This window comes from Limnohabitans sp. TEGF002 (genome assembly GCF_055395845.1).
The window spans coordinates 1,032,748-1,057,296 of the sequence record NZ_AP029224.1; the positions used below are offsets into that span (position 1 = coordinate 1,032,748).

The 24,549-nt window shown below is 59.1% G+C and carries 24 protein-coding genes; 8 read left to right on the plus strand and 16 right to left on the minus strand.

Annotated features, from left to right (window positions below):
• Positions 1 to 13 precede the first annotated feature (13 nt).
• The 3 genes from ACZ5SR_RS05220 (at position 14) to ACZ5SR_RS05230 (ending at position 2,498) form a co-directional block, all read left to right on the plus strand.
• Positions 14 to 436 carry a rubrerythrin family protein gene (locus tag ACZ5SR_RS05220; RefSeq protein ID WP_089953128.1) on the plus strand — a complete coding sequence of 141 codons (423 nt, stop codon included), beginning with the start codon at positions 14 to 16 and terminating at the stop codon, positions 434 to 436.
• A 110-nt stretch (positions 437 to 546) separates the two neighbouring features.
• Entirely contained in the window at positions 547 to 1,896 is a 1,350-nt protein-coding gene (locus ACZ5SR_RS05225) for a (Fe-S)-binding protein (protein ID WP_464450509.1), read from the plus strand.
• 11 nt (positions 1,897 to 1,907) lie between these two features.
• Positions 1,908 to 2,498: a DUF3501 family protein gene (locus ACZ5SR_RS05230; RefSeq protein WP_464450510.1), complete on the plus strand. Its 591-nt coding sequence runs from the start codon at positions 1,908 to 1,910 to the stop codon at positions 2,496 to 2,498.
• 72 nt (positions 2,499 to 2,570) lie between these two features.
• Here ACZ5SR_RS05230 and ACZ5SR_RS05235 read toward each other — a convergent pair whose 3' ends face one another.
• The 3 genes from ACZ5SR_RS05235 to ACZ5SR_RS05245 form a co-directional block, all read right to left on the minus strand.
• Positions 2,571 to 3,542, minus strand: a complete 972-nt coding sequence (locus ACZ5SR_RS05235) for a Bug family tripartite tricarboxylate transporter substrate binding protein (protein WP_464450511.1) — start codon at positions 3,540 to 3,542, stop codon at positions 2,571 to 2,573.
• Positions 3,543 to 3,575: 33 nt separating this feature from the next.
• The gene (locus tag ACZ5SR_RS05240) at positions 3,576 to 4,697 is read right to left on the minus strand and encodes an NADH:flavin oxidoreductase/NADH oxidase (protein WP_464450512.1); all 1,122 of its coding nucleotides are present in this window, start codon (positions 4,695 to 4,697) and stop codon (positions 3,576 to 3,578) included.
• Between the two features lie 162 nt (positions 4,698 to 4,859).
• Positions 4,860 to 5,582, minus strand: coding sequence for a pseudouridine synthase (locus ACZ5SR_RS05245; protein WP_464450513.1), 723 nt, complete (start codon positions 5,580 to 5,582; stop codon positions 4,860 to 4,862).
• Between ACZ5SR_RS05245 and yaaA the strand changes: the two genes are divergently transcribed.
• From yaaA to ACZ5SR_RS05270, 5 genes are all read left to right on the plus strand, one after another.
• Positions 5,581 to 6,357 carry a peroxide stress protein YaaA gene (gene yaaA / locus ACZ5SR_RS05250; RefSeq protein WP_464450514.1) on the plus strand — a complete coding sequence of 259 codons (777 nt, stop codon included), beginning with the start codon at positions 5,581 to 5,583 and terminating at the stop codon, positions 6,355 to 6,357. The two genes, ACZ5SR_RS05245 and yaaA, sit on opposite strands and share 2 nt — an antisense overlap.
• On the plus strand, positions 6,354 to 7,211 hold the full coding sequence (queF, locus tag ACZ5SR_RS05255) for an NADPH-dependent 7-cyano-7-deazaguanine reductase QueF (protein WP_464450515.1): 858 nt from the start codon (positions 6,354 to 6,356) through the stop codon (positions 7,209 to 7,211). The genes yaaA and queF overlap by 4 nt, the downstream gene beginning before the upstream one ends.
• 23 nt (positions 7,212 to 7,234) lie before the next feature.
• The gene (locus tag ACZ5SR_RS05260) at positions 7,235 to 7,669 is read left to right on the plus strand and encodes a PACE efflux transporter (RefSeq protein WP_464450516.1); all 435 of its coding nucleotides are present in this window, start codon (positions 7,235 to 7,237) and stop codon (positions 7,667 to 7,669) included.
• Positions 7,670 to 7,842: 173 nt separating this feature from the next.
• Positions 7,843 to 9,819, plus strand: a complete 1,977-nt coding sequence (locus tag ACZ5SR_RS05265) for an IGHMBP2 family helicase (RefSeq protein WP_464451147.1) — start codon at positions 7,843 to 7,845, stop codon at positions 9,817 to 9,819.
• A 91-nt stretch (positions 9,820 to 9,910) separates the two neighbouring features.
• On the plus strand, positions 9,911 to 10,198 hold the full coding sequence (locus ACZ5SR_RS05270) for a helix-turn-helix domain-containing protein (RefSeq protein ID WP_464450518.1): 288 nt from the start codon (positions 9,911 to 9,913) through the stop codon (positions 10,196 to 10,198).
• Between the two features lie 139 nt (positions 10,199 to 10,337).
• Here the strand turns inward: ACZ5SR_RS05270 and ACZ5SR_RS05275 are convergent, their stop codons facing one another.
• The 13 genes from ACZ5SR_RS05275 to ACZ5SR_RS05335 all read right to left on the minus strand — a co-directional run bounded on the left by ACZ5SR_RS05275 (position 10,338) and on the right by ACZ5SR_RS05335 (position 24,354).
• A complete protein-coding gene (locus tag ACZ5SR_RS05275; protein WP_464450519.1) occupies positions 10,338 to 10,910 on the minus strand; it encodes a hypothetical protein in 573 nt (190 codons plus the stop codon).
• A 3-nt stretch (positions 10,911 to 10,913) separates the two neighbouring features.
• Positions 10,914 to 11,777 carry a DUF4747 family protein gene (locus tag ACZ5SR_RS05280; RefSeq protein ID WP_464450520.1) on the minus strand — a complete coding sequence of 288 codons (864 nt, stop codon included), beginning with the start codon at positions 11,775 to 11,777 and terminating at the stop codon, positions 10,914 to 10,916.
• A 29-nt stretch (positions 11,778 to 11,806) separates the two neighbouring features.
• Positions 11,807 to 12,757, minus strand: coding sequence for an IS30 family transposase (locus ACZ5SR_RS05285; protein WP_464448415.1), 951 nt, complete (start codon positions 12,755 to 12,757; stop codon positions 11,807 to 11,809).
• A gap of 185 nt (positions 12,758 to 12,942) precedes the next feature.
• A complete protein-coding gene (locus ACZ5SR_RS05290; protein WP_464450521.1) occupies positions 12,943 to 15,735 on the minus strand; it encodes a DNA methyltransferase in 2,793 nt (930 codons plus the stop codon).
• 120 nt (positions 15,736 to 15,855) lie between these two features.
• Positions 15,856 to 16,446 carry a hypothetical protein gene (locus ACZ5SR_RS05295; protein ID WP_464450522.1) on the minus strand — a complete coding sequence of 197 codons (591 nt, stop codon included), beginning with the start codon at positions 16,444 to 16,446 and terminating at the stop codon, positions 15,856 to 15,858.
• Positions 16,443 to 17,654, minus strand: a complete 1,212-nt coding sequence (locus ACZ5SR_RS05300; protein ID WP_464451148.1) for a M48 family metallopeptidase — start codon at positions 17,652 to 17,654, stop codon at positions 16,443 to 16,445. The genes ACZ5SR_RS05295 and ACZ5SR_RS05300 overlap by 4 nt, the downstream gene beginning before the upstream one ends.
• 1 nt (position 17,655) lies before the next feature.
• A complete protein-coding gene (locus ACZ5SR_RS05305; RefSeq protein ID WP_464450524.1) occupies positions 17,656 to 18,357 on the minus strand; it encodes a hypothetical protein in 702 nt (233 codons plus the stop codon).
• A 70-nt stretch (positions 18,358 to 18,427) separates the two neighbouring features.
• Positions 18,428 to 19,480 carry a histone deacetylase family protein gene (locus tag ACZ5SR_RS05310; protein WP_464450525.1) on the minus strand — a complete coding sequence of 351 codons (1,053 nt, stop codon included), beginning with the start codon at positions 19,478 to 19,480 and terminating at the stop codon, positions 18,428 to 18,430.
• A 9-nt stretch (positions 19,481 to 19,489) separates the two neighbouring features.
• A complete protein-coding gene (locus ACZ5SR_RS05315) occupies positions 19,490 to 20,332 on the minus strand; it encodes an enoyl-CoA hydratase-related protein (protein WP_464450526.1) in 843 nt (280 codons plus the stop codon).
• Positions 20,298 to 21,545 carry a DNA polymerase IV gene (gene dinB / locus ACZ5SR_RS05320; protein WP_464451020.1) on the minus strand — a complete coding sequence of 416 codons (1,248 nt, stop codon included), beginning with the start codon at positions 21,543 to 21,545 and terminating at the stop codon, positions 20,298 to 20,300. Before dinB ends, ACZ5SR_RS05315 begins: the two co-directional genes overlap by 35 nt.
• 80 nt (positions 21,546 to 21,625) lie before the next feature.
• A complete protein-coding gene (locus ACZ5SR_RS05325) occupies positions 21,626 to 22,780 on the minus strand; it encodes an alpha-hydroxy acid oxidase (protein ID WP_464450527.1) in 1,155 nt (384 codons plus the stop codon).
• A 131-nt stretch (positions 22,781 to 22,911) separates the two neighbouring features.
• Complete coding sequence (locus ACZ5SR_RS05330) at positions 22,912 to 23,412, minus strand: bacteriohemerythrin (RefSeq protein ID WP_464450528.1); 501 nt, start codon at positions 23,410 to 23,412, stop codon at positions 22,912 to 22,914.
• A gap of 99 nt (positions 23,413 to 23,511) precedes the next feature.
• The gene (locus tag ACZ5SR_RS05335; RefSeq protein ID WP_464450529.1) at positions 23,512 to 24,354 is read right to left on the minus strand and encodes a class I SAM-dependent methyltransferase; all 843 of its coding nucleotides are present in this window, start codon (positions 24,352 to 24,354) and stop codon (positions 23,512 to 23,514) included.
• Positions 24,355 to 24,549: the final 195 nt, after the last annotated feature.

Consider the following 24,549-nt stretch of genomic DNA (forward strand, 5'->3'; position numbering starts at 1 on the left):
CAAGGAGATATCCATGGCAGCACTCAAAGGCTCGCGCACGGAACAATGCCTGAAGGACGCCTTCGCAGGCGAATCCCAGGCCAACCGTCGCTATTTGTACTTCGCGAACAAAGCTGACGTTGAAGGTCAGAACGATGTGGCAGCCCTGTTCCGTTCCACCGCTGAAGGTGAGACAGGTCACGCCCACGGTCACCTGGAATTCCTGGAGCAATCCGGCGACCCAGCCACCGGCATGCCCATTGGCTCGACACGTGACAACCTGGCTTCGGCTGTGGCTGGCGAAACCCACGAGTACACCGACATGTACCCTGGCATGGCCAAGACCGCCCGCGAAGAAGGCTTCGACGAAGTCGCTGACTGGTTCGAGACACTGGCCAAGGCTGAGCGTTCACACGCCAACCGCTACCAGAAAGCTTTGAACGAATTGGTGGATTGATTCCCCCAGTTTCTTCAGCCCGCTGCGCTGAAAAGTGCAGCGGGTTTTTCTCAGGGTTCTGGCCGCAGAGTCTTCAGAAAAACCCCATAAAAATCCCAAAGGAGCACAACATGGCCAAAGAAGGCAACCTCGAAGCCCCCACACGACACGCCCTCGGCTGGGAGAGCCCCGATTTTTACAACGAAGAAAAATGCTTCGACGAACTCGAGCGCATTTTTGACATTTGCCATGGCTGCCGTCGTTGTGTGAGCTTGTGCGGCTCTTTCCCCACCTTGTTCGACCTGGTGGACGAGAGCAGCACCATGGAAGTCGATGGTGTGGACAAGAAGGACTACTGGAAAGTGGTGGACCAGTGCTTCATGTGCGACCTGTGCTACATGACCAAGTGCCCCTACACCCCGCCTCATGAGTGGAATCTGGACTTCCCGCACACCATGCTGCGGGCCAAGGCCATCAAGTTCAAAAAAGGCGAAGTGGGCGCTGCCGAAAAGTTTTTGGCCTCGACCGACACGCACGGCTCTTTTGCAGGCATCCCGATCGTGGTGCAAGCCATCAACGCCATCAACAAAACCGAAGCGGCACGCAGCGTCATGGAAAGCGTGGCGGGCGTGGACAAAAACGCTTGGTTGCCCTCATTGGCCACTAAAAAATTCCGCTCCAGCGCCCCGGATGCCCAGTCGGTCAAAGTGGTGGACGGCGAGAAAACACCGGGCAAAGTGGCGATCTTTTCCACTTGCTACATCAACTACAACGAGCCGGGCATCGGCCATGATCTGCTGAAGATCCTCGACCACAACGACATCCCGTATGTGCTGGTCGAGAAAGAAAAATGCTGCGGCATGCCCAAGCTGGAGTTGGGCGACTTGGACTCCGTCAAGGACTCCAAAGAAGCCAACATCCCGGTGCTGGCCCAATACGCCAAAGACGGCTACGCCATCATGGCGGCGGTGCCCAGCTGCGCGCTGATGTTCAAGCAAGAGATTCCGCTGATGTTCCCCGACTGCGCCGACACCCAGTTGGTCAAAGACGCCATGTGGGACCCGTTCGAATACTTCATGGCCCGCAAGCGCGACGGCTTGCTCAAGACCGAGTTCCCGCAAAAACTGGGCAATGTGAGCTACCAAATTCCTTGTCACGGCCGGGTGCAAAACATCGGCAAGAAGACCGAAGAAATGCTCAAGATGATCCCGGACACCGAGATCAACACCATCGAGCGTTGCTCTGGCCATGCTGGCACCTATGGCGTCAAAAAAGGCTCACACGACATGGCGATGAAGATCGGCAAGCCCGTGTTCAAAGCCATGGCCACCATGAAGGACGGCTCCAAGCCCGACTTCATCAGCTCCGACTGCCCGCTGGGCGGCCACCACATTGCCCAGGGCTTTGAGGTCAACGGCCTCGGCGCTCCAGAATTGAATCACCCCTTGACCTTGGTGCGCAAAGCCTACGGTCTCAAATAAGGAACACTGCCATGCAACTGACCGGAAAAATCACGCCCGAGACCCTGATGTCTCTCGAGGCTTACACCAAGTGGCGCAAGGTCCACAAACCCGATGTGATCGCGCACCGCAAGCTGCGCAGCGTTCAGCTGGGCGAGCACATCAACATGCAGTTCGAGAGCGAAACCACGATCCGCTATCAAATTCAGGAGATGCTGCGTATCGAAAAAGTCTTCGAAGAAGAAGGCATCCTGCAAGAGATCGAGGCCTATGCCCCGCTGGTGCCGGATGGCAGCAACTGGAAAGCCACCATGATGATCGAGTACACCGACATCAACGAACGCAAGCGCGAGCTGGCCAAGCTGATCGGTGTTGAAGACCGGATGTTTGTCGAGGTCGAGGGCCATGGTCGCGTGTATGCCATTGCCGACGAAGACCTGGACCGCGAGACCGAAGAAAAAACCTCAGCGGTGCACTTTGTGCGCTTTGAGCTGACGCCCGTCATGTGCGCTGCTGTCAAGGCTGGCGCTGGCGTCAAAATGGGCTGCGACCACACGCACTACCCATCGCATATTGAAATCGCAGCGGACTCCCTGGCCAGCTTGGCGGGTGATCTGAAGTAAGGCGCATCCATCCGCCAACAAAAAAGCCGGAGCAGGCCGCAAGGCCCACTCCGGCTTTTTGACGTCTGGCGATCAGTCCAGCTTGATGTTGGCGGCCTTGATGGCTTGTGTCCAGTCGGCGATGTCGCGGTCCAAGATCTTGGTCATCTCGGCGGGGGCCACAAAGCGCACCTCAATGCCCGCTTGGTCTGCGCGTTGTTTGCTCTCAGGCAGGTCCAGGCTGCGCTTGACGGCATCGGCTAGCTGGGTCACCACGGCAGGTGGCGTGCCCGCTGGGGCGTACAAAGCCACCCACGATTCGAGGTCAAAGTTGGGGTAACCCGCTTCGGCCATGGTGGGCACTTGGGGCATGCCCGCGTGGCGCTTTTTACCGGTGACGGCCAGGGCCTTGAGCTTGCCCGCCTGGATGTGTTGCATCACCGAGGGCGGTGTGGTCATGAAGACCTGCACCTGGCCTGCCAGCACGTCGGCAATGGCTTGGCCCGAACCTTTGTAAGGCACATGCACCAAGCTCACGCCGGTTTGCTGTTTGAAGATTTCGGTGCCGATGTGCGAGACCGAGCCATTGCCCTGTGATGCGTAGTTCAGCTTGCCCGGGTTTTGTTTCACGTAGGCAATGAACTCTTTCATGTTGTTCACCGGCACCGAGGGGTGCACAGCCACCACGTTGGTGGCCACGGTGATCAGACCCACGGGCGTCAGGTCCTTCAGCTCCCAAGGCAGCTTGGTCATGAGAATCGGGTTGGCGACGTGGTAACCCGAGTACGACACCAGCAGCGTGTGGCCGTCTTTGGGCGCACGTGCCACTTGCTGATAAGCCAAGTTGCCGCTGGCGCCGCCCTTGTTTTCCACCACGATGGACTGGCCGATCAAGCGGCCCAGTGGCTCGGAAATCAGGCGAGCCGAGGTGTCGACCAAACCGCCAGGTGGCACGGGCACGACCAAGGTGATGGGCTTGCTGGGGAAGGCTTGCGCCATCAAGGCCAACGGGGCACACAGGGTGGCCAGGGCCAGCAGTTTGGAAAATTTGCGACGTGTTGTCATGTGAGTCTCTTTTTGTGGGTGGGTTTAAAAAAATCAGCGCATGCCAATTTTGGCGTCTTTGAAAATGTTTTTGGCTTCGCGGGGCAGGCTGCGCCAGTACTGGTGTTGTGCATCCACGGTGCCGTCCAAGGCCACGGCGGCTTCCCAGCCCCAGCGCGGTTTGTACATGAAGGAGCGGGCCAGCGCCACCAGATCGGCATCGCCGCGTTGCAGCACGGCTTCGGCCTGCGCCGGCTCGGTGATCAGGCCCACGGCGATGGTGGTCAGGTCTGAGGCGGCTTTGACGGCTTTGGCCAGGTGCACTTGGTACTCTGGCCCCAAAGCAATTTTTTGCAAAGGCGAAACACCGCCCGACGAGATGTGCACAAACTGCGCCCCGGCTTGCTTGAGCTGCTTGGACAGTTCGGCGGTTTCTTCGACCGTCCAGCCGCCGTCCACCCAGTCGGTCCCCGAAATGCGCATGCCCAGCGTGCCACCAAAAGCTTCGCGCACCGCTTTGAAGACTTCCAGCGGAAAGCGAATGCGGTTTTCAAAACTGCCGCCATAAGCGTCGGTGCGCTGGTTGGACAAGGGCGATAAAAACTGGTGCAACAAGTAGCCGTGGGCGGCGTGCAGCTCCACCGCCTCAATGCCCAGCTCGTGGCTGCGCTTGGCGGTGTTCACGAAGTCGGCCTTGATTTGCGCGATGTCGGCCAAGCTCAGCTCGGTCGGCGCAGCTTCTTGCGGCAAGTGCGGCAGGGCGCTCGGGGCCACGGTTTGCCAGCCGCCGTTTTCCGGAGCGATCAGCATGCCGCCGTCCCAGGGGCAAGCGCTGGATGCCTTGCGGCCCGCATGGCTGATCTGGATGCACACCGGCATGGCGGGTGCTAAGCGGCGGGCGCGTTCCAGTTTGTCACCCAGCGCCGCTTGCGTCGCGTCGTCCCACAAGCCCAAGCAGCCGGGGCTGATGCGGCCCACGGCCGACACGGCGGTGGCTTCGATGGTGAACAGGCCCGCGCCGCTGTTGAGCAAGTTGGTCCAGTGCGTCAGGTGCCAATCGGTGGCTTGGCCGTGGTCGGCCGAGTACTGGCACATGGGCGCGATCACGATGCGGTTGGGCAAAGTGAGTGGGCCGGATGGCGCATCAAAGGTGAAGGGCGTGAAAAGCAGGCTCATGTGTGGGCGTCGGAAGGGTAGGTAGGTGGGGGCGCCAAAGCGACCAAAGCCTGAATCTTATGGAAAACCGCGACGACGCTTATCCGTTGAGTGACAACCACCCCCACCCAGGGGACATTCCCTTTGTAGGGGCGATGCCCTCGTCGCGAAGGTTTTCTGAATTCAGCCGGATGCCCGCGTGGCAAAAGCATCCCAAACTCCCCAATCGCCTGGCAGGGGCGCTGCCAAACGCAACAGCTGCCCGCTGACCGGGTGAGGCAATTCCAGACTTTCCGCATGCAGCCACAGCCGCTGCAGCCCCAGCAACTCAGCCACCGCCCGGTTCAGCGGCCCCTTGCCGTGTGTGGCATCGCCAATGATCGGGTGGGCGATGTGCTTCATGTGGCGGCGCAGCTGGTGGCGGCGGCCTGTCAGCGGCTCCAAAGCCACTTCGGCGCAGCGGGTGCTGGCAAAGCCTTGCTGCGGTTGGGAATGGGGCAGCGGCAGCTCGAAATGGCGCAGTGTGGCAAAGCGGCTTTGGGCGGGCTGCACTTCTGTGCGCTCGGTGCGCATGTCGTCGGGCATGCGCTTCAAAGGGTGGTCGATCAGGCCCGAATCGGCTGGCCAGCCCCGTACCACGGCGCAGTAGGTTTTTTGCAGACCCTCGCCGCTTTCAAAGGCTTGGCCGAGGGTGCGGGCCGTGTCGGCATCCAGCGCAAACAGCAGCACGCCGCTGGTGCCTTTGTCCAGCCGATGCACGGGCCAGACGTGTTGCCCAATTTGGTCGCGCAGGGTTTGCAGCACAAAGCGGGTTTCACCCTTGTCCAGCGGGGTGCGATGCACCAACCAGCCGGCGGGCTTGTTGACGATGGCGAGATAATCGTCCAAGTAAAGGATGTCGAGCATGTTGTTCTTATTGTCACCCGCCAAATCTCTGGACTACGAAACACCCGCCGCAGGCATGCCGCACACGCTGCCCCAGTTCGTGCCGCAATCGCAGGCCCTCATTGAGGTGCTGCGCCAAAAGTCGCCCCAACAAATCGCCGAGCTGATGGACTTGTCGGACGCGCTGTCGGCCCTGAACGTGGCGCGCTACGAAGCCTGGACGCCCAAGTTCACCGCCAAAAACGCCAAGCAAGCCGTGCTGGCTTTTAATGGCGATGTGTACGAAGGCCTGGACGCCAAGACCTTGTCAGCGCAAGACCTGGACTGGGCGCAAACCCATGTGGGCATTTTGAGTGGCTTGTACGGCGTGCTGCGCCCGCTGGACTGGATGCAACCCTACCGCCTTGAAATGGGCACCACGCTGCAAACAGAAAAAGGCAGCAACCTGTACAAGTTTTGGGGTCCGCAAATTGCCGAGTACCTGAACGCCCAGCTGGCCAAAGACAAAACCCCGGTCATCGTCAACTTGGCCTCGCAGGAGTACTTCAAGTCGGTCGACCGCAAAACCCTCAAGGCGCGGGTCATCGAATGCGTGTTTGAAGACTTCAAGGGTGGCAAATACAAAATCATCAGCTTCAACGCCAAGCGTGCGCGGGGCTTGATGGCGCGCTATGCCATCCAAAACAAGATCACCCATCCCGAAGGGCTGCTGGATTTTGATCTGGAAGGCTACGCCTACGACCCCCAAGTGTCCGAGCCAGACCGTCTCGTTTTCCGTCGCAAGGTGCAGGCATGAACTCTCCAGAACACACCCCCGAGCAGTCTCAGCTGGGCAAATCCAGCGCCTATGTGGACCAGTACGACGCGGGTTTGCTGTTCCCCATTCCCCGTGCCACCAAACGCGCCGAGATCGGCGTCACCGGCCAGCCCGTGTTCTTTGGGGCCGACTTGTGGACCGCGTTTGAGCTGTCTTGGCTCAACACCAAAGGCAAGCCGCAGGTGGCGCTGGCGCACATCACCGTGCCCGCCGAAAGCACGCACATCGTGGAGAGCAAATCCTTCAAGCTGTACCTGAACAGCTTCAACAACACGCGTCTTGAAAGCGCCGACCTGGTGCGCGACATGATCCGCCGCGACATCAGCGCCGCCATCTGGCACGGCGGCGCGGTGCAGGCCAGTGTGGGCGTGAAGCTGCTGCTGCAGGAGCACTTTGACGCCGAACCCGTGCACGAACTCGACGGCTTGAACCTGGACCGCATGGACATTGAGTGCACGCGTTACGAACCCGCGCCGGACCTCTTGAGCGCCAACGCCGAAGAACTGCCCGTGACCGAAACCCTGGTCAGCCACTTGCTCAAAAGCAATTGCCTGGTCACAGGCCAGCCCGACTGGGGCAGCGTGCAAATCAGCTACAGCGGCCCGCAGATCGAGCAAGCGGGCTTGTTGCAATACATCGTGAGTTTTCGCAACCACAACGAGTTCCATGAGCAATGCGTCGAACGCATCTTCATGGACATCTGGACGCGCTGCAAACCCACCCAGCTGACGGTCTACGCCCGCTATACCCGGCGTGGCGGGCTGGACATCAACCCCTGGCGCACCAGCGCACCGGGCAAGTTGCCGCCCAACGTGCGCACGGCGCGGCAGTGAACGCATTCACCTCGTTCCCCAACATGACCCCCACCACCCGCCGCGTTCTCCAGGCCCTTTTGTACGAGGCCATTGCCATCGCCGTGGTCGGGCCCGTGTTGAGCTTGGCTTTTGACAAGTCGCCTGCCTCCACTTTGGGCCTGGCGGTTGTGTTGTCGAGCATTGCGCTGACGTGGAATTACGTCTTCAACTGGCTCTTTGAGCGCTGGGAGTCTCGCCAATCCGTGCGCGGCCGCTCCTTTGTCAGGCGGCTGGCCCACGGGGCCGGTTTTGAAGGCGGCTTGGTCATCATCCTTTTGCCCGTCATGTCGCTTTGGCTCGACATCTCGCCCACTGCTGCTTTGGTGGCCAACTTGGGCCTGTTGGCGTTCTTTTTCTTTTATGCCATCGCGTTCACCTGGTGCTTCGACCGGGTCTTTGGCTTGCCCGCATCTGCGCAGGCGGGCGATGTGCCTTGACATCGACGAGCCTCTCTACCAAGTCGTGCAGCCCCTGAGCAACTGGTCAGCACTCACCAACTAAAGTCCTTGTGCCTTCCCATTTACCTTTGGCTGACCAAGACCCCACCCCCACCGCCCCTTGCGCTCTCGAACGGGATGTCCAACATGAGTTGCGCCATGTCCGCGCCCTCATGCAACTGGAGCAAAAGGAAGACCAGGCGCAGTTCAAGCTTAAAAACGCCAGTGCCAGCATCAAAGAGCGGCGTCGGCGTGGCCTGACTTGGTACCCCGTCACCATCACCCAAGAAGACATTGGTTTTGGGGGCAAGGTGGTGCTGGAGCTGGAGCGGCCGGCGCATCGGCAAGACCTGCACTTGTTTCAGGTGGGCAAAAACGCTTGTGTGTTCAGCAATGCGCCTGGCTACTCGGGGCCTGACCGACCTGTGTTGAGCGGCGTGGTGACCAGCGTGCGGCGCAACAAGCTGGTGCTGGCCACCACCAAAGAAGAGCTGCCCGATTGGGTACAAAACGCCAGCACACTCAACGGCAGCACCCAAAACGGAAGCACCCTCGGCATTGACCTGACCTTTGACGAGGTCAGCTACCGCGAGATGCACCAGGCCATGAACGACGTCATCGGCGCACACGGCAACCGCTTGGCCGAACTGCGCGACGTGCTGCTGGGCGTGCGGCAGGCCAGCTACCGCGAGCCCAAAGCCGACGACCTGTTTTACCCCAGTGCGCTCAACGACTCGCAGCTGGTGGCGGTGCGCCATGTGATCTCGGCGCAAGACGTGGCCATCATCCACGGCCCGCCCGGCACAGGCAAAACCACCACGCTGGTGCAAGTCATTTTGGAAACCATCCGGCGTGAGCGGCGCGTGCTGGTGTGTGCCCCCTCCAACACCGCCGTGGACCTGCTGACCGAAAAGCTGGCCGAGCGCGGTGTGAACGTGATCCGCATGGGCAACCCCAGCCGCGTGTCGGAGCTGCTGCTCAAGCACACGCTCGACGCCGGGGTGATGGCCCACCCCAGCTACGCCAAGATGCACGCGATGCGCCAAACCGCTGAGCAGCTCCGAGACACGGCCAGTGAACTGACCAAAGAAGGCGTTCGCAATTTTGGATTTGAGGGGCGACAGCACCGCCAACAGCTTCGTGAAGAAGCGCGCACGCTGCGCCAGGCTGCCGACGATTTGGAGCGCTTCATGACCGAAGACGTGCTCGAATCGGTGCAGGTCATCACCTGCACGCTGGTGGGTGCCAGCCACCGCCACATGCGCCACCTGAGCTTTGAGACCGTCTTCATTGACGAAGCCGCCCAGGCCCTGGAGCCGGGTTGCTGGATACCCATTGCCAAGGGCCAGCGCATTGTATTGGCGGGCGACCACCACCAGCTGCCGCCCACCGTGAAAAGCGAACAAGCCGCCTGCGAAGGCCTGCGCGAAACCTTGTTTGAAAAGTGCATCCAGCGCCAACCCAACACGGCCCGCATGCTCACCACGCAATACCGCATGCACGAGCAGATCATGGGCTTCAGTTCTGAGAAGTTTTATGGCGGCCAACTGGTGCCGCACGCCAGCGTGCGCCACGCGGGCCTGGAGGCTTATGACCTGCGTTTTGCGCCCGACCTGCCGGTGGAATTCATCGACACGGCGGGCTGTGGTTACCAAGAAGTGGCCATACCTGAGAGCCGCTCAACAGCCAACCCCGAAGAAGCCCACTTGCTGCTGGCGCGCCTGGCGCAGCTGCTGGCGCCCTACGACGCCGCCGAACACGACGAACACCAACACACGCCGCTGAGCATCGGCGTCATTGCACCGTACCGCGCCCAAATCAACTATTTAAAAGACGCCATCGAAGACAGCGAAGTGCTGAACGGTTTGCTGCTGCAACGCAGGCTCAGCGTGGGCACCGTCGACTCGTTTCAGGGCCAAGAGCGCGACATCATTGCCATCACGTTGACGCGCAGCAACCCCCAAGGCGAGATCGGCTTCCTGTCTGACATCCGCCGCATGAACGTGGGCATGACCCGCGCACGGCGCAAGCTGCTGCTGGTGGGCGATTCGTCCACGCTTTGCAGGCATCCGTTTTTTGTGGAGTTGCTGGCGTATGTGAAGGGGGTGGGGGGCTACCGAGCAGCGGATGATTTGGGTAAACATATTTGAATTTGCGATTGCAATTGCTGGAAAATGGGCGCGGTAAGCTAACAACACAAAGCGCGATTGAAACCGCATTGAAACGCTTGGAGGAATCGACGTGAAAAGCCTGAAAGACGTAAAAGCACAATTGCTGGCCAACCCCGTCGTTCGCCAAGCCTATGACGCACAAGCGCCCGAGTTTGAGCTGGCCCGTGAACTGATTGCTGCACGCACGAAAGCGGGCCTGACGCAAGGCGATGTGGCTGCACGCATGGGCACGACCCAAAGCGTGGTAGCTCGCATCGAGAGTGGCCGGGGCACGCCATCCATGCGGACAGTCCAACGCTTTGCCAGTGCCGTGGGAGCGCGTGCCGTGGTGCGCATGGAGCCTTTGACGGCCACATAAAGTTTTTGTATTAGCTAAAGCGGGGCCAGTGACATCCTGATCGATAGATGTTCAGTTTGGCAACTTGTCGCTCAGTTGTTGGTGTTCAAGTCATCCAGTCTTCAAGTTTCAGCCAGGTACCGGCACACATAGTTTTAGACTAATTTTGAATGTCACCGTTTTTTTCGGAGTTGGTGACTAGGAAGCTGTTGTACCAGCGGCTAACTCTGAAGATTCGTATTGCTGCCCTTAAGCTCAGCACAATCCCCAGCACGTAAAGGAAATAGCCGACAAACCAGGCCATGTAATTTAGGTAAGGCAGGATTGGGCTGACTTGCTTGAGCCATGAAGGCGTTGGAACCCAAAGAGACTCACAGATGATGGCGTATAGCAATCCAAAAACTTGGACTGCGACGATGAACAGGAATGTTGAACTAACGCTCAGATATTCCGACTTCGCTTCGTCTTTTCGTGCAATCAACTCTTTGAACTGGTCACTACCAAAGCCAAGAAAAATTGCGAATCCACCCAAGGTAAAACCCAGCAAACTTGGCAGCACAGAAATGGAATTTTTCCACCAATCAGGCGCAAGCCAAGCCGGCCAGCACAAAAGGCTGACAGCAAGAGCAATCCGAAAGTCAAAGGACTTCCAAATTGCTGCGATGCCGCCCATGTTCGTCCAAGCCAGCTTAGCAATATCGAGATCGGTTTTGGCTTTGTGACTGCTAGACATTGCTCAAGCAGCCAAGCGGCGAGCTACCTGAATGAACGCATCCCGTTCGGTTGTGACATCGGGGTCGTAAGTGGTGGACTCTTTGAGTGGATATTTCACAGAGGAGGCAGTCTCAATGACGCCCTCTGCATTCTTTCCTTTTTGGGTGTACTTGCCGTTGTTTACGGCAATCTTGAACATCTTCTGCATCTCTTCGTCAGGCGTGATGGTTTTTTCTTCATTAGCCTTGACAAAAGTAGTGACTTCTTTTTTCAAGCTTCGTCGGTTCAGGCGCTCATAGAAGCTCTGGTCATCATCGAAGTCGGTGGGGTTAGGTCGCTCTAGAACGAGTTCAATCTGGCGTATCTCAGGCCACTGTAATAGTCGTTCCAAGACACCATGTTCTGTCATGACTGTAAGGTCGACACCGCCAAACCTACGAACGATATTTGGTCGTCCGCTGAGGTTTTGAAGCATCTTTTGCACAAGCAAAGATGAGATGCCGCCGTCATGCCCTCCTGACTTGAAAAACAACTTGTGTTTTTTTATGTCAAAGAGGTACGGGTACTCCTTCAAGTTTGGCTTTAGATTTGTTGGGATTTTTACCTCTGCAACATCGTTGGCATCTGCTTCTTTGTGTTCGTCAATATCAAACCATGGATCATCGGGGTTGATGTTGGTGAAGCGGTAGAGGGAACCTATTAACGGTGAATCAGGCGCATCAACCAGTGAATCAACGCTGCCAATCATGATCGCGTTGACGCCCCGAGTTGTGGGCAGACGAAGTCTGTGGAGTGCTTTCCAGAGTGCGGCATATTCATCGGCAGCATGCTTGGTGTGCACTCGGATATTCAAGCCACCCACGCGTAGTGTTCTTTCTTTTCCCATTGAATTTCCTTTTTAATGATTTGGTGGATTCAAGGACGAAGTGCAACACGGTTCAACGAGGCGTGAAACACCTCGTATGGCGTCTTGAATCCGAGCCGCTTTCTGGGCCGGTGATTCAATCTGTTTTCGATCATAGTCAACTCCTCATCGGTGACAGTTTCCATGCGCCGCTTTTTGGGAATGTATTGGCGCAGCAAACCATTGAAGTTCTCGTTGCTGCCGCGCTGCCAGCTGCAATACGGATCGGCAAAGTAAGTCTGGATGCCAAGGGCCTGATCGATGGCCTGGTGATCGGCAAACTCCTTGCCGTTGTCCACCGTCAAGGTCTTCACCCGTGAGTTCACGGGCTTGAGCTTGGCTTCAATGGCCCGGCCCACCAAATCGGCAGACTTGTTGGGCACTTTGGCCAGCACAGCAAAGCCACTCTTGCGTTCTACCAGTGTCACGATGGCTTGTTTGTGAGCCGCGCCAATGACGGTATCTCCCTCCCAGTGGCCCACTTGCTTGCGATCTTCAATGTGACTTGGTCTCTCGCTGATCGGGCGGCGGTTCGGGATCTGGCCACGCCTGTCACGCCCGCACAGGTGGCGTTTGCGCCGGGGCTTTTGGCTGCGCAGGTGCGTGTGTAAATCACCACCGGCAGCCTTGTTCGCATAGACATGCAAATAGACGCTCTCATGGCTGACCGCCACCTTGCCTGCAATCTGCTCGGGGCTCCATTGAATGCCCAGGTAGAAATCCACATCGGACCAGACCTTGGAATCTACACGGCGGGCATTACGGCTGCGCTGTGCTCGCTCAGACGCCTTGGCGCAGGCTTGTTCGGCGCGGTAGCCACGCTGGCCACGACCACGGCTGAGTTCGCGGCTGATGGTGCTGCGGTTCCTGCCCAGGGATCGGGCAATCTCGCTAATGGTCTGTTTGGCTTTCAAAAGGCTGTGAATTTGGTATCGTTCTTCTCGGCTGAGGTGCTTGTACATCTGGCAACTTGGACTTGGCGGTTTGAGTGGCCATGATGCCTTGACATCCTCAGCCACCCATCACCGGGTTCATCTTTGTTGCACCTCGTACTTGAATCCGCCTTTGAAAATATTGATTTCAATAAATTAAATTTTTTATGCAGGTCATCGCATAAATGCATCCTTCGGATATTTCCCAACATTTATCAACTCTCTGTAGCTTTGGTTTTTCGTGTTTTCTTGGTGGCTGCTGCAGGCAGCAAGCTGGTGATGCTCTGGTACAGCTCGAAGAGGAAGGCCACGCGTTCGGCGTCGGAAGCGTAGGACTTTTTGCCGCCGCTGGGTTGGTAGGCGGCGTCTACGGCGGTGTCTAGTTTTTGGTGGGCCTTGAGCAGGGCCGGGGGCATGGTCAGTGGGTCGTACAGGTCGGCCAGTGAGGCGTCTGCAAATTGGGCGCGGGCATCGAGCACGCATTGCGCGGCTTGTTCGATGGCGTTGCGGTGTTTGTCGCTGAGTGGTTCGCCAGCGAAGCCGGGCCAGGGGTAGTTGTTGTAGACGATGGTGTTGGAGTAGCGGAACCGACTTTCAAGCCGCCCGCAGGTGAAGCGCATGAAAGCGTTGTGCATGGCGCTGGTCGTAATTCCAAATTCAAACAAACCTGCATCTAAAACAACTTGTACTGCATCGCTAGCAATAACTTGTTGATCAATGAATCCAATGGGGATGTATGTTCTCTTCTCCGAACTAACTCGTGGCACTAAAAGATAGCTACCCTTGGTTGAGCGAATTTCTCCGAATAATGAAGGTGTGCTGGATAACATAACAGTTGATGCTTTAGTGCTGGCAAGGCGCATCACCTTGACCAATTGAACTCGCTTCATCACTTCTGGCATCAGCCGCAGTTCTTTTGGTGGGCAGCCAACCAACCACAGACACCAACGCGCTGTTTTGTTGATGAACTCTTCCGCACCTAAGAAGGGGCGTATCCATTTCTCGGCTTGTGGCTCCTCCCTGATCAGACGTTCTTTTTCGGCTTCGTCTAGCAGCAAATGCCCACCATCGGTTGGTTTGCTGCCATTGGTCATCTCAGGTACTGGGCAAATGGGTGTGCGGCGCTTGTTCAGCAACACATCCGGCGCATCCACCAAATACGCATTGATGCGCTTGACGGGCACCGCATGCGGCAGGCCTTTGATGTCTTCGTATTCGTAGATGGTTTTGACCGCATGATCCTCGGGGCCAAAGCCCACGATCACGCAATGCACAGCGGCTTTGCCGCTGGCCTCGTTGCTCCACTGAAATGTGCGGTGCGCAAATTGGGTGTGCATTCCCAGGCGCTGCATCTCGCCCCAGAGCACGGCCACTTGTTCGCCTTGGGTGATGCTGTTGGTCGATACAAACGCGGCTTGCGTGCCCGTGCTTTTCATGTATTGCGCGGCCAGCACATACCAGCCGCACACAAAGTCCAAATCGCCTGCGCCATGAATGCCTTGCATCACCGCAGCCAAGTCGGCTTTTTGCTCTTTGCTTTGGTAGGTCTTGCCCAAGAACGGCGGATTGCCCAGCAAGTAGTTGCACCGCTCCGCAGGCAGCACCTCGCTCCAGTCCAGCCGCAACGCGTTGGCGTGGCGGATGCCGGGTGTGCTTTTGAGCGGGATGCGCACAAAGTACAGGCCAAACTCCTCGCTCACGCGCAGGTTCATCTGGTGGTCCACCAGCCACAGGGCCACTTGCGCAATTTGCGCCGGAAACTCTTCGATCTCGATGCCGTAAAACTGGTCCACGTTCACGCCAATCAGGGCATGCACGTCCACCGTCAGCTGCCCTTTGTGGGCGCTGAGTTCGTGGTCTGCTCGAAGCACCTTGAGCTCCAGCTCGCGCAGTTCGCGGTAGCTGATGACCAAGAAGTTGCCGCACCCGCAAGCCGGGTCAAAAAACGTCAGTTGCCGCAGCTTTTTGTGAAACTCAAACAGCTTGTTGCGGTTGCCCTTGACGCGTTCAAACTCGGTGTGCAGTTCGTCCAGAAACAGCGGCTTGATGAGCTTGAGGATGTTGGCCTCAGACGTGTAGTGCGCCCCCAGGTTGCGGCGGGCCTTTTCGTCCATGATGCTTTGGAACAGGCTGCCAAAGATGGCGGGGCTGATGGCCGACCAGTCGAGCGCACAGGCGTCCAGCAGGGCTTCGCGCATGGCGGTGCTGAAGTCGGCCATGGGCAGGGTTTCTTCAAACAGCTTGCCGTTGATGTACGCAAACTTGCCCAGCTGCTCGTCAATGTTGGGGCTGCGTTGGCCCTCGTGCGTGTTGAGCACTTGAAACAGTTGCCCCAGGCGCGGCCCCAGGTCCGAGCCGTCGGGCGCGGTGCGTTCTTCGACAAAGTCGCGGAACGATTGCGCGGGCTGAAAGATGCCGGTGTCGTCGGCAAACAGGCAAAACAGGAGGCGCACCAGCAGCACTTCCAGCGCGTGGCCGCTGTAGCCGCTTGCTTTCAGGGCGTCGTGCAGGCGGCCCATGCGCTCAGCCGCTTTGATGTTGACCGGGTCTTCTGCCCGAATGTCTTGCACCTTGTAGCCCGCCAGCAGGCCAAAGAGCTTGACGTGTTTGTGCAGGTGCTGCAGTTCAAATTCGACCGTCTCGCCCGTGGCCAGGCGCCGCACCCGAAAGCGGGCAAAGTCGCAGACCACCACCAGCTGGGGCAGGTCGCGCTCGGGCAGGTTGTGCAGGTAGCCAATGGCTTGGTCCACCGCGTCGTCCAGGTTTTTGCCGCGAGACTTGTGCTCCACCAACAGCACGCCGGGCCAAAACAAATCCACAAAGCCCTGCGCACCGCCGAGCTTTTTGACGTTCAGCTCGAAGGTGGCAACGCGTTTGTTGGTGATGCCAAAGATTTCAAAGAAATCGATCCAAAAGGGCTTGGCCTGGCTGTCTTCGTTGCAGGCATCGGCCCAGGTCTTGCTGAAAAGCAATGCCCTGGATTTGATTTCGTTCCAGTTAAGACCCATTTGGTACTCAGAAAGTGAGCTTGGATCGTAACTGAAAGTTCTCTGTTTTTTGTCTGGGGTAGTGCTGTGGGAGTCACTAAATGGTTGGTGGCTGGGTCAGCGCGGCAGTGAGCAGTGGCTTTAAGGTATGAAGCGGGCGGACTTGATGACGGCTTCTGCTTTGGGCATGAGCTGCTGGTAAAAGTGCAGGCGAGGGGCTGTAAAGACGGCGGCAAAAAACTGTTTGTCTTGTACGGTGGCCCAACCGACACCCCGGAAGTTCAGGTCGTCGAATTTGCGCGTCATGGAGAACTCGAACCGTACCGCCTTGGCCCCTGCCCAAGTGCTGGGCTCGACCTTGTCTATCGTGACCACCGAGCCATCGGATGCGTAAGCGGTCTCCAGCAAGCCCACCCATTGGTCTGGCCGCAAGTCGGTTTTAAAGACGGGCACTTTGGCCGCTTTTTGGCCGTCCGATGCGGGCTTGTGGATCAGAGCTTGGTCGGCTTTGATGGCGGCCCAAATGCGCAATTGGTCCAGCATGATGCCTTCTTGGGTCCAGACCTCGTAGGGCACGCTGGAGGGCTGGGAAAATTTGTTCCAAGCATCGGTCAGTTTCACACTCAGTCGGTTGCCCAGGCGCTGCTCCCCTTCAACTTGGGTGACGGTGGTGCAAGCGCTTAACAGCCAAATCAATGTCAGGGTCAGCGTACGGGTGGCGAATTTTTTCATGATTGGAGTTCCGTGATGTAGCTGCGCACCAAGGCCGCATCGGGCGTTTCGGGTGCAAGTTCCAGGTATTTGATGAATGAAGCCAAGGCTTCGGGTTTTTGGGCTTGCTGTTGATGCAGCAAACCCAAGGAGCGGTGTGTGACCGGGGGGGCTTCGCCCACTTGAAGCGCTTGCTGTAAATGTTGCAGGGCCAATGGCAAGTCTTGAGCTTGTCCGCGTTGGCGGTAAATCTCACCACGCGCATACCAAGCCTGCGCATCGCGCTCGTTGTTTTTCAACATGCGCCCAAAAAGCACCAGGCTTTCTTCGTGCTGGCCGCGCCGGATTTCGTCGTGCATCCAATCCAAGCGATGCGGGGCCAAAACTTTGGCCAAGTTCTCGGCATGGGTCGCGCCCGAGTCGTCTCCGGCCAACTTCAGCAGGTCGTCGCGCCGTGTGGCTGCGGGAGGGTGTGTGGCCATCATGGGGCTGCGCCGACCGACGTCTTCGCCGCCGCGAATTTGCAACTCTCCCAGCAGGTTGTCCCAAACCAATGCGGCTTCTTGAGCGCGGTAGCCTGCCCGTTTGAGCAAGCGCATGCCAATCGCATCTGCGCGTGTTTCGTGTTCTCTGGAAAAAGCAAAAGCCCCAGCCAGAACGCCCAATTGCGCCAAAGCGCCCACAGCCCCAAACAGACCCATGAATTGGCCAAAGGCTGCGCGCGATTTGAAGTCGCGCAGGCGTTCGAGCGAATGGCGTTCCAGATAGTGGCCGATTTCGTGGCCCACAACGGCGGCTAACTGCGCCTCGTTGTCCACACGCAGCAGCAGGCCACTCCAGATTTGCATCATGCCGTTGGGTGCCATGGTGGCATTGAAGTAAGGCGTGCGAACAATGTGCACCCGGATGTCTGGGCAATGGTCCCCAACCAAGCGGCAGACCATGTTGCGCAAGTAGTCTTGCAGCTGTGCATCGCGCACCACCTGCGAGCTGCGGCGCAAGCGGGTTTCTTCTCGGTCCATCATGGCCCACAGGCCGCCTTCGTCGGTGTCAATGGGCGGGCGGCTAAACCGGCTGCCCAACAGCGATTCCCAGTTGTCTGGTTTGGTCGCTTCAGTGGTTGTGTTTTGAGCCCAGCCAGCGCTGCTGGCCAGCAAAGCTGTGAGCCCTAAACCTTGGCAGCAGCTGGCCCGCAAAAACCCGCGTCGGTGCATGTGCGGCGGCACCATTTCAGGGGTTCCGCGGAAAGTTTTTCAGCAGCATCTGCACGGTTTCTTCAGCAGACTTGGCTTCGCGTAAATCACCGCTGGCGCGGTTCAAGCCGTTGAACCAAACCACCTGACCATCTTTCAGATTCACCAAAGAGGCATAACCTACTTGCGTGCCGCCAGTCAGGCCCACTCCCAGCAGCGCCATGGCAAACATGGCCGCCTTGCGTTCGGCGCTGGCGTAGGTGTCACGAATCCAGACGAACAAGGCGTAATCGGCTTGACTTTGGTCACGCAAGTCTTTGACGGCTTCGCCCAAAGTCCAGCGCAGTTCGCCGTTCTTGGTGGGCAGCTTGGAGATGCCCTGAATGTGGTGCATGAAAATCGATTGGGCCACTGACCCGTGCAGGCCGCTGAGTTCGGCCATGGGGTCGTGCAATTCAGCCTTGAGCGGGCTGACTTGGCGGGCCAAGTTGCTGCGTTGGTTGAGCAATTCTTGTTGCAGGTTTTTTTGCGCTTGTTCGGTCCAGTCGGCGCGTGGTTCTTGTACCCCGCCTGCGCTGATCGAAAAAAGCTCGACATCGGCGGGCATGATCACCACTTTGGCTTGATCTGGCAGCCGGGTAAAACCTGGGGCCAGGTTTTTCGATTGCGACCAGCCAGGTGCTGTGTGCAGCAACAATGACAAAAACAAGCCAATTAACAAGCGGGGCCGATAGGACATGTCGGATCTTTCGAAGCTTTTATCAATACTTAAAAAGTATACTAAAGTTAACCAACAGGAGCTGACGAGTTCAGGCCTTTAGACCTTGCAACACATTGACCGTGTTCACCCCCACCTCGGCCACGGCGTAACCCCCTTCAAAGGTCAGCACCGTGGGCAGCCCCAGTTGCGCGATGGCGCGGCCCAGCTGCAGGTAATCGGCATTGCGAAGCTTGAAGCCTGAGATCGGGTCGCCCTCAAACGTGTCCAGCCCAAGCGGCACCACCAGCGCTTGCGGCGCAAAGTCAGCCACCGCCTGCAAAGCGGTTTTCAGCGCGGCCCACCAACCGTCAAACCCGGTGCCACGCGGAAGCGGCAGGTTCAGGTTGAAGCCTTCGCCCGCGTCGTGCCCGCGCTCGTCGGCATGACCCAAAAAGAAGGGGTATTCGGTGCGCGGATCGCCGTGGATGGATGCGGTGAACACATCGCTGCGCTCGTAAAAACAAGTCTGCGTGCCGTTGCCGTGGTGGTAATCCACATCGAGCACGGCCACGCGCTGCAGCCCGCCGTCGCGCAGGGCCTGCGCAGCCACAGCGGCGTTGTTGATGAAGCAATAACCGCCCATGTAGTTGGGGCCTGCGTGGTGGCCTGGCGGACGCGTCAAGGCCATGGCGAATCGCTCACCACCCAGCACCGCCTGCGCTGCAGCCAGTGCGCAAGCCGCGCCCCCGCGTGCAGCGGCCCAGCTGCCCGCCATCAAGGGCGTGCCCGAGTCGAACGCGTACTGCCCCAGCCGCGCCGCAAAGTTGAGCGGCGGCGCGTCGTTGCGAAAGCCGTGTTTGGAGGCCAGCGGCCAGACCGAGGGCAGGGCGTCCACCGCCGCATTGGCCGGGTCCAGCGCCACCCAGTCGTCCCAGGCATGGGCCAAAAAATCCAAATAGTCCGGCGCATGAACGCGGGCCATGGCGGCATCCACATTCAGCGCTGCATCGGGTGTCAGCAACTGCCCCACCGGGCGGCGTTGCAGTTCATCCAGCACATAGCGCAAACGGTCGGGCACCTCGTGGCAATCGACCAAGCGGCCCCGGAACATTTCCTGGCGGCCTGCGTGCTCGGCGTGGTGGGTGTTGTGGAAGATTTTCATGGGCGCTTGTCAGCCAAATTCCCGAAACCCCTTGAGCGCTGGCAGCGGTGCGAAGTTTGCCTCGCGTTTTTGCTGGAAAGCGCTGATGGCTTCGCGCACGTTGGCGTTGCTCCAGATCGCGCCTTGCAGCCAGCCCATGTGGCGCAGGCTGTCTTCGGTGCTGTGGTCGCGGGCGTAGTGCAGCACTTGCTTGGTGCCCCAGATGGCCACGGGTGGTTTGCTGGCGATTTCTTTGGCCGCTTGCAAGGCGGCGGCCACGGTGGCTTCGTGGGTGGGGAGCACCTCGTTCACCAGGCCGTGGGTCAGGGCCTTGTCGGCGCTCATGCGGCGGCCGGTGTAGGCCAGTTCTTTGACGAGCGCCATGGGCAGCAGCTTGGGCAGGCGCTGCAAGGTGCCCACGTCTGCCACCAAGCCGATGTTGATTTCCTGGATGCAGAAGAAGGCATCGGCCGAGGCGTAGCGCATGCAGCAGGCGGTGACCATGTCCAAACCACTGCCAATGCAACCACCGTGGATGGCCGCAATCACCGGGATGCGAAGCTCTTCAAATAAGGTGAAGGTGTGCTGCATGTCGGTCAGCAGGTCGTACACCGCAGAGCGGCCTTCGGCGCTGGTGTCGTCCATATGAATAGCGCTGCCAAAGGTCTGCAGGTCCATGCCCGCGCTGAAGTGTTTGCCGGTGCTGGAGATGACCAGCGCCCGAGCGGTGCCCGCTTTGTGGATGTCGGTCAGCACCTCGTGCAGTTCGCGCCAAAAGGTCGGGTGCATGGTGTTCATCGCCTCGGGGCGGTTCATCACCAGGTGGGCGATGTGGTTTTCAGTCGAGAGGGAAAAGCAGCTGAGTTTGTCCATGGTCATTCACTTGAGGAGGGTCTTGATCGGGTGTTTCACTGTAAGCGGCGATGGGGGGCTGCGCTGTCACGGTCTTGACCAGTGACCCCACCCGCACCCCCAGCAGCCGCAGGCGGCGTGACAGGTCCACCCGCTTGAGGCATTGCCCCGCCACTTGGCGGATGTGTTTGGCATCGGCGGTGTACTCGGTCAGGGTCTGGTCGCGGGTGACGGCCTGAAAGTTGTCGTACCGCAGCTTGATGCCGATGGTCTTGCCCTCGTAGCCTTTGCGTTGCAAATCGGCGGCCACTTGTTGGCACAGGCGGGTGAACACCGCGCCCAATTCTTCGCGGTCGCGCACGGCGTGCAGGTCGCGCTCAAACGTCGTTTCGCGGCTCATGCTGACGGGTTCGCTTTCGGTTTCGAGCGGGCGGTTATCCCGGCCCCAGGCGGCTTCATGCAGCCAGGCGCCGTAGCTTTTGCCAAAGTTTTCCACCAGCCAGTGCGGCTCGCGTGCGGCCAGCTCGCCAATGGTGTGGATGCCAAAGCCCTTGAGCTTTTCGTCGGCCTTGGGGCCCACGCCGTTGATCTTGCGGCAAGCCAGCGGCCAGATCAGGGTTTGCAGGTCGGCCTCGTGCACGATGGAGATGCCGTTGGGCTTGTTGAACTCGCTGGCCATCTTGGCGATGAGTTTGTTGGGCGCCACGCCGATTGAGCAGGTCAGGCCCGTGGCTTCATAAATGCTTTTCTGGATCAAGCGCGCCAGCACCCTCCCGCCTTCTCGCTGGCCGCCTGGCACGTCGGTGAAGTCGATGTAGACCTCGTCCACGCCCCGGTCCTGCATGACGGGGGCGATATCCAAAATGATGCTTTTGAAGGTGCGTGAAAAGTGCCGGTAGCGCTCAAAGTCCACCGGCAACAAGAGGGCCTGCGGGCAGAGCTTGGCCGCTTTCATCAGGCCCATGGCCGAGCCAATGCCAAACTGCCGCGCCGCATAGGTGGCGGTGGTGATGACGCCGCGCCCGGTGTAGCCCTCGATGCGCGGAAAAAAGTCCACCGGGATGCGGTCCAGCCGCTCTGCAAAGGTCTCTTCGGTCCATTCGCCTTCTGGATATGCCGCTTGCAGCTTGCCCAGCAGGTCGTCTTCTTTGCGGCGGCCGCCGCCAATGACCACCGGCAAGCCCTTGAGCTGCGGGTAACGCAGCAGCTCGCAGGACGCGTAAAACGCGTCCATGTCGAGGTGGGCGATGCGGCGCACAGGGTGCGTTGTCGGGGCGATGGTCACCCTGCAAGCATAGCGCGAGCGACGGCGGATCAGGCCTTCGGAAAGGTGCCTGGCAGCAGGATGTTGGTGTTCACGTTCTGGATGTTGGTGTGGCCGCAAAAGGCCATGGTCACGTCCAGTTCTTTGTGGATGATTTGCAGGGCCTTGGTCACACCTTCTTCACCCATGGCGCCCAGGCCATAAGCCATGGCGCGGCCGATCATGGTGCCTTTTGCGCCCAGCGCCCAGGCCTTCAAAACGTCCTGGCCGCTGCGAATGCCGCCGTCCATCCAGACTTCGATTTGGTCGCCCACGGCCGCCACGATGGCGGGCAGGGCTTCGATGCTGCTGGGTGCGCCGTCGAGCTGGCGACCGCCGTGGTTGCTCACCACGATGGCATCGGCACCGCTGGCCACCGCCAGTTTGGCGTCTTCCACGTCCATGATGCCTTTCAAGATCAGCTTGCCGCCCCATTGCTTCTTGACCCAGGCGATGTCTTCCCAGTTGAGCGTCGGGTCAAACTGTTCGTTGGTCCACGAGGCCAGCGACTTCATGTTGGTCACGGCCTTGACGTGGCCCACCAGGTTGCCAAAGGTGTGGCGTTTCGTACCCGCCATGCCCAAGCACCAGCGCGGCTTGGTCATGAGGTTGATGATGTTGGCAATGGTCGGGCGGGGTGGCGCGGTCAGGCCGTTTTTCAGGTCTTTGTGGCGCTGGCCAATCACCTGCAAATCGAGCGTGAGCACCATGGCGCTCACGTTGGCGGCCTTGCAGCGGTCGATCATGCGGGCCATGGCCTCGCGGTCGCGCATCATGTAGAGCTGAAACCAAAACGGCGCTTGGGTGTGGGCTGCGATGTCTTCAATCGAGCAGATGCTCATGGTCGACAGCGTGAAGGGGATGCCGAATTTTTTCGCCGCCATGGCCGCGTGCATTTCGCCGTCGGCGTGCTGCATGCCCGTGAGGCCCACGGGGGCAATGCACACGGGCATTTTGGTGTCGATGCCGACCATCTTGGTGGCGGTGGTGCGGTTTTCCATGTTCACCGCCACGCGCTGGCGCAGCTTGATCTTTTGGAAGTCGTCTTCGTTGGCGCGGTAGGTGCCCTCGGTCCATGAGCCGCTGTCGGCGTAGTCATAAAACATGCGCGGCACGCGTTTTTCGGCCAAAACGCGCAGGTCTTCGATGTTGGTGATCACGGGCATGGGGCAGTCTCCGAAAGGATGTCAATTGTTCAAATCAACAGGTATCCTAGCCGCCCAACGGCTTGGGGGCTGTGAAACTTGGGACAGCGGGTTTGAAATTTCTTGGGGCCGCTGGCTTGGCCCCGCCTGCATCAGCTGCAGCTGACGCTGCCGCAGCCCGACATGGTCACGTTTTTGATGGCGGAAGGGTCGGCCAGGGTTTCGGTCACGCTGTCAAAACCCACCGATTTCAGGTGCGCGGCCAGGCCCGCGTCCATGCTGTTGGCGTGACCGGGGAACCACTCGGCCAGCGCTTCGGCCATGCGGGTGATGATGGTGGTGTCACTGTCCAGGTAGTGCGCTTCGACCACACGCATTGTTTCCAAAATGGTGGCGTGGTGTTCTGCGTGGCAGTTGTCGACCGAAAACCCGGTGGCCAGCATCCAGCGCTCTTCTTGCGCGAAGTGTTCCACCGTGTGATTCAAAAACGCTTTGTAAACCGGCAGTTGCTGGTCTTCAGGGGTGGCCAAAATTTGGTTGATCATGTCCACAAACTCTTGGTGCGTTTCGTCCATGCGGGCGTCCCCCGTGTGGAGCGAGTCGGTCCAGGGCATCTGGGAGGGGGCGGCGGCGGGTGTTGCGGTGGTGGTCATGGCGTTGAAGTGAACAAGGCTGCGCAAAGTAAGGCCGCATTATCAGGCCAAGCCTGTGGGCTGCAGGCCAGGGGGGCGATTCAGGGTAAAGGCCCCGTTTCAAGGCTCGGAGATTTGCAGGTGCGCCAAGCCGTACTGGGGCCCGCCTGTCCAGGGGCTGATGCACATCTCGGCCCAGCAGCAAGCGGGGCCATAGGCCTCGGCCACGGTGTGTTGGGCCAAAAGCTCCAGGCGGGGGTGCTGTCTGGCCACCTCTAGCCCGTTGTGGGCACCCCATAAAAACTCGGCCCCGGTGCCCGACACGCTGGGAGCCAAGCGGGCCTGGCCAATGCCTAGGGGCGTCATGAAGTCACACACCAGTTGTGAGCCTTCATGTGCGTTCTCGCCAATTTCCTGCAGCACGGCCTTGACCTGCTTGGGCGTGAGGTACATCAGCACTCCTTCGCAGACCAACAGCAGCGGTTCATTGGCCTCGCGCACGATGAAAGGCAGGTGTTGCCACCAGCCCGGTTGGCTCAGATCGATGTGGCCGTTTTGCGCCGTATCCGATTGCCGGCTGAGCAGCACATGGCGCATGGCCACCACGGGCTCCAGATCGACATCCAGCCAGTGGTTGTGGCCGTTGTCCAGCCACTGAAAATAATCCGACAAACCCGCGCCCAGGTTGATGCCCAACGCCTCGGGGTGCTGCTGGAAGAACGCATCGCCAATTTGCTTGATCAGACGGGTGCGCCAGAGCACGTTGAGCACCGAGGTGCGGTCTTGCAGCAACGGGTCTACCAGCTTGTGGCTGTTTTTCAGCACCTGCTTGGCCTGTGCGTCGTGCGGCTCCAGCCACGGAAAAATCGAGCCCCCACGTGCCCTGGCCACCAAGGGCACGAGCAAGGTGCTGGGCACCGCGTCCAGTGTGGGGATGCTGCGGGTATAGCGTGCTGGTGTCATGACCTGTCTCCTCGTGTTTGGAGCCTTCCTTTTTAAAAGTGGCTGACGCAGGTTTGTCTGATGCAGGTCAAAGGTGGGGCGATCCGGCGCAGGTGTAGATCTTTCTGGTCAGGCACCAACGGCCCGTGCAACGGCCTGTAAGGGCTGAGGGCATGCAAAAGCCGTTATCGTGTTGACCTTCGTCAATTCACACGC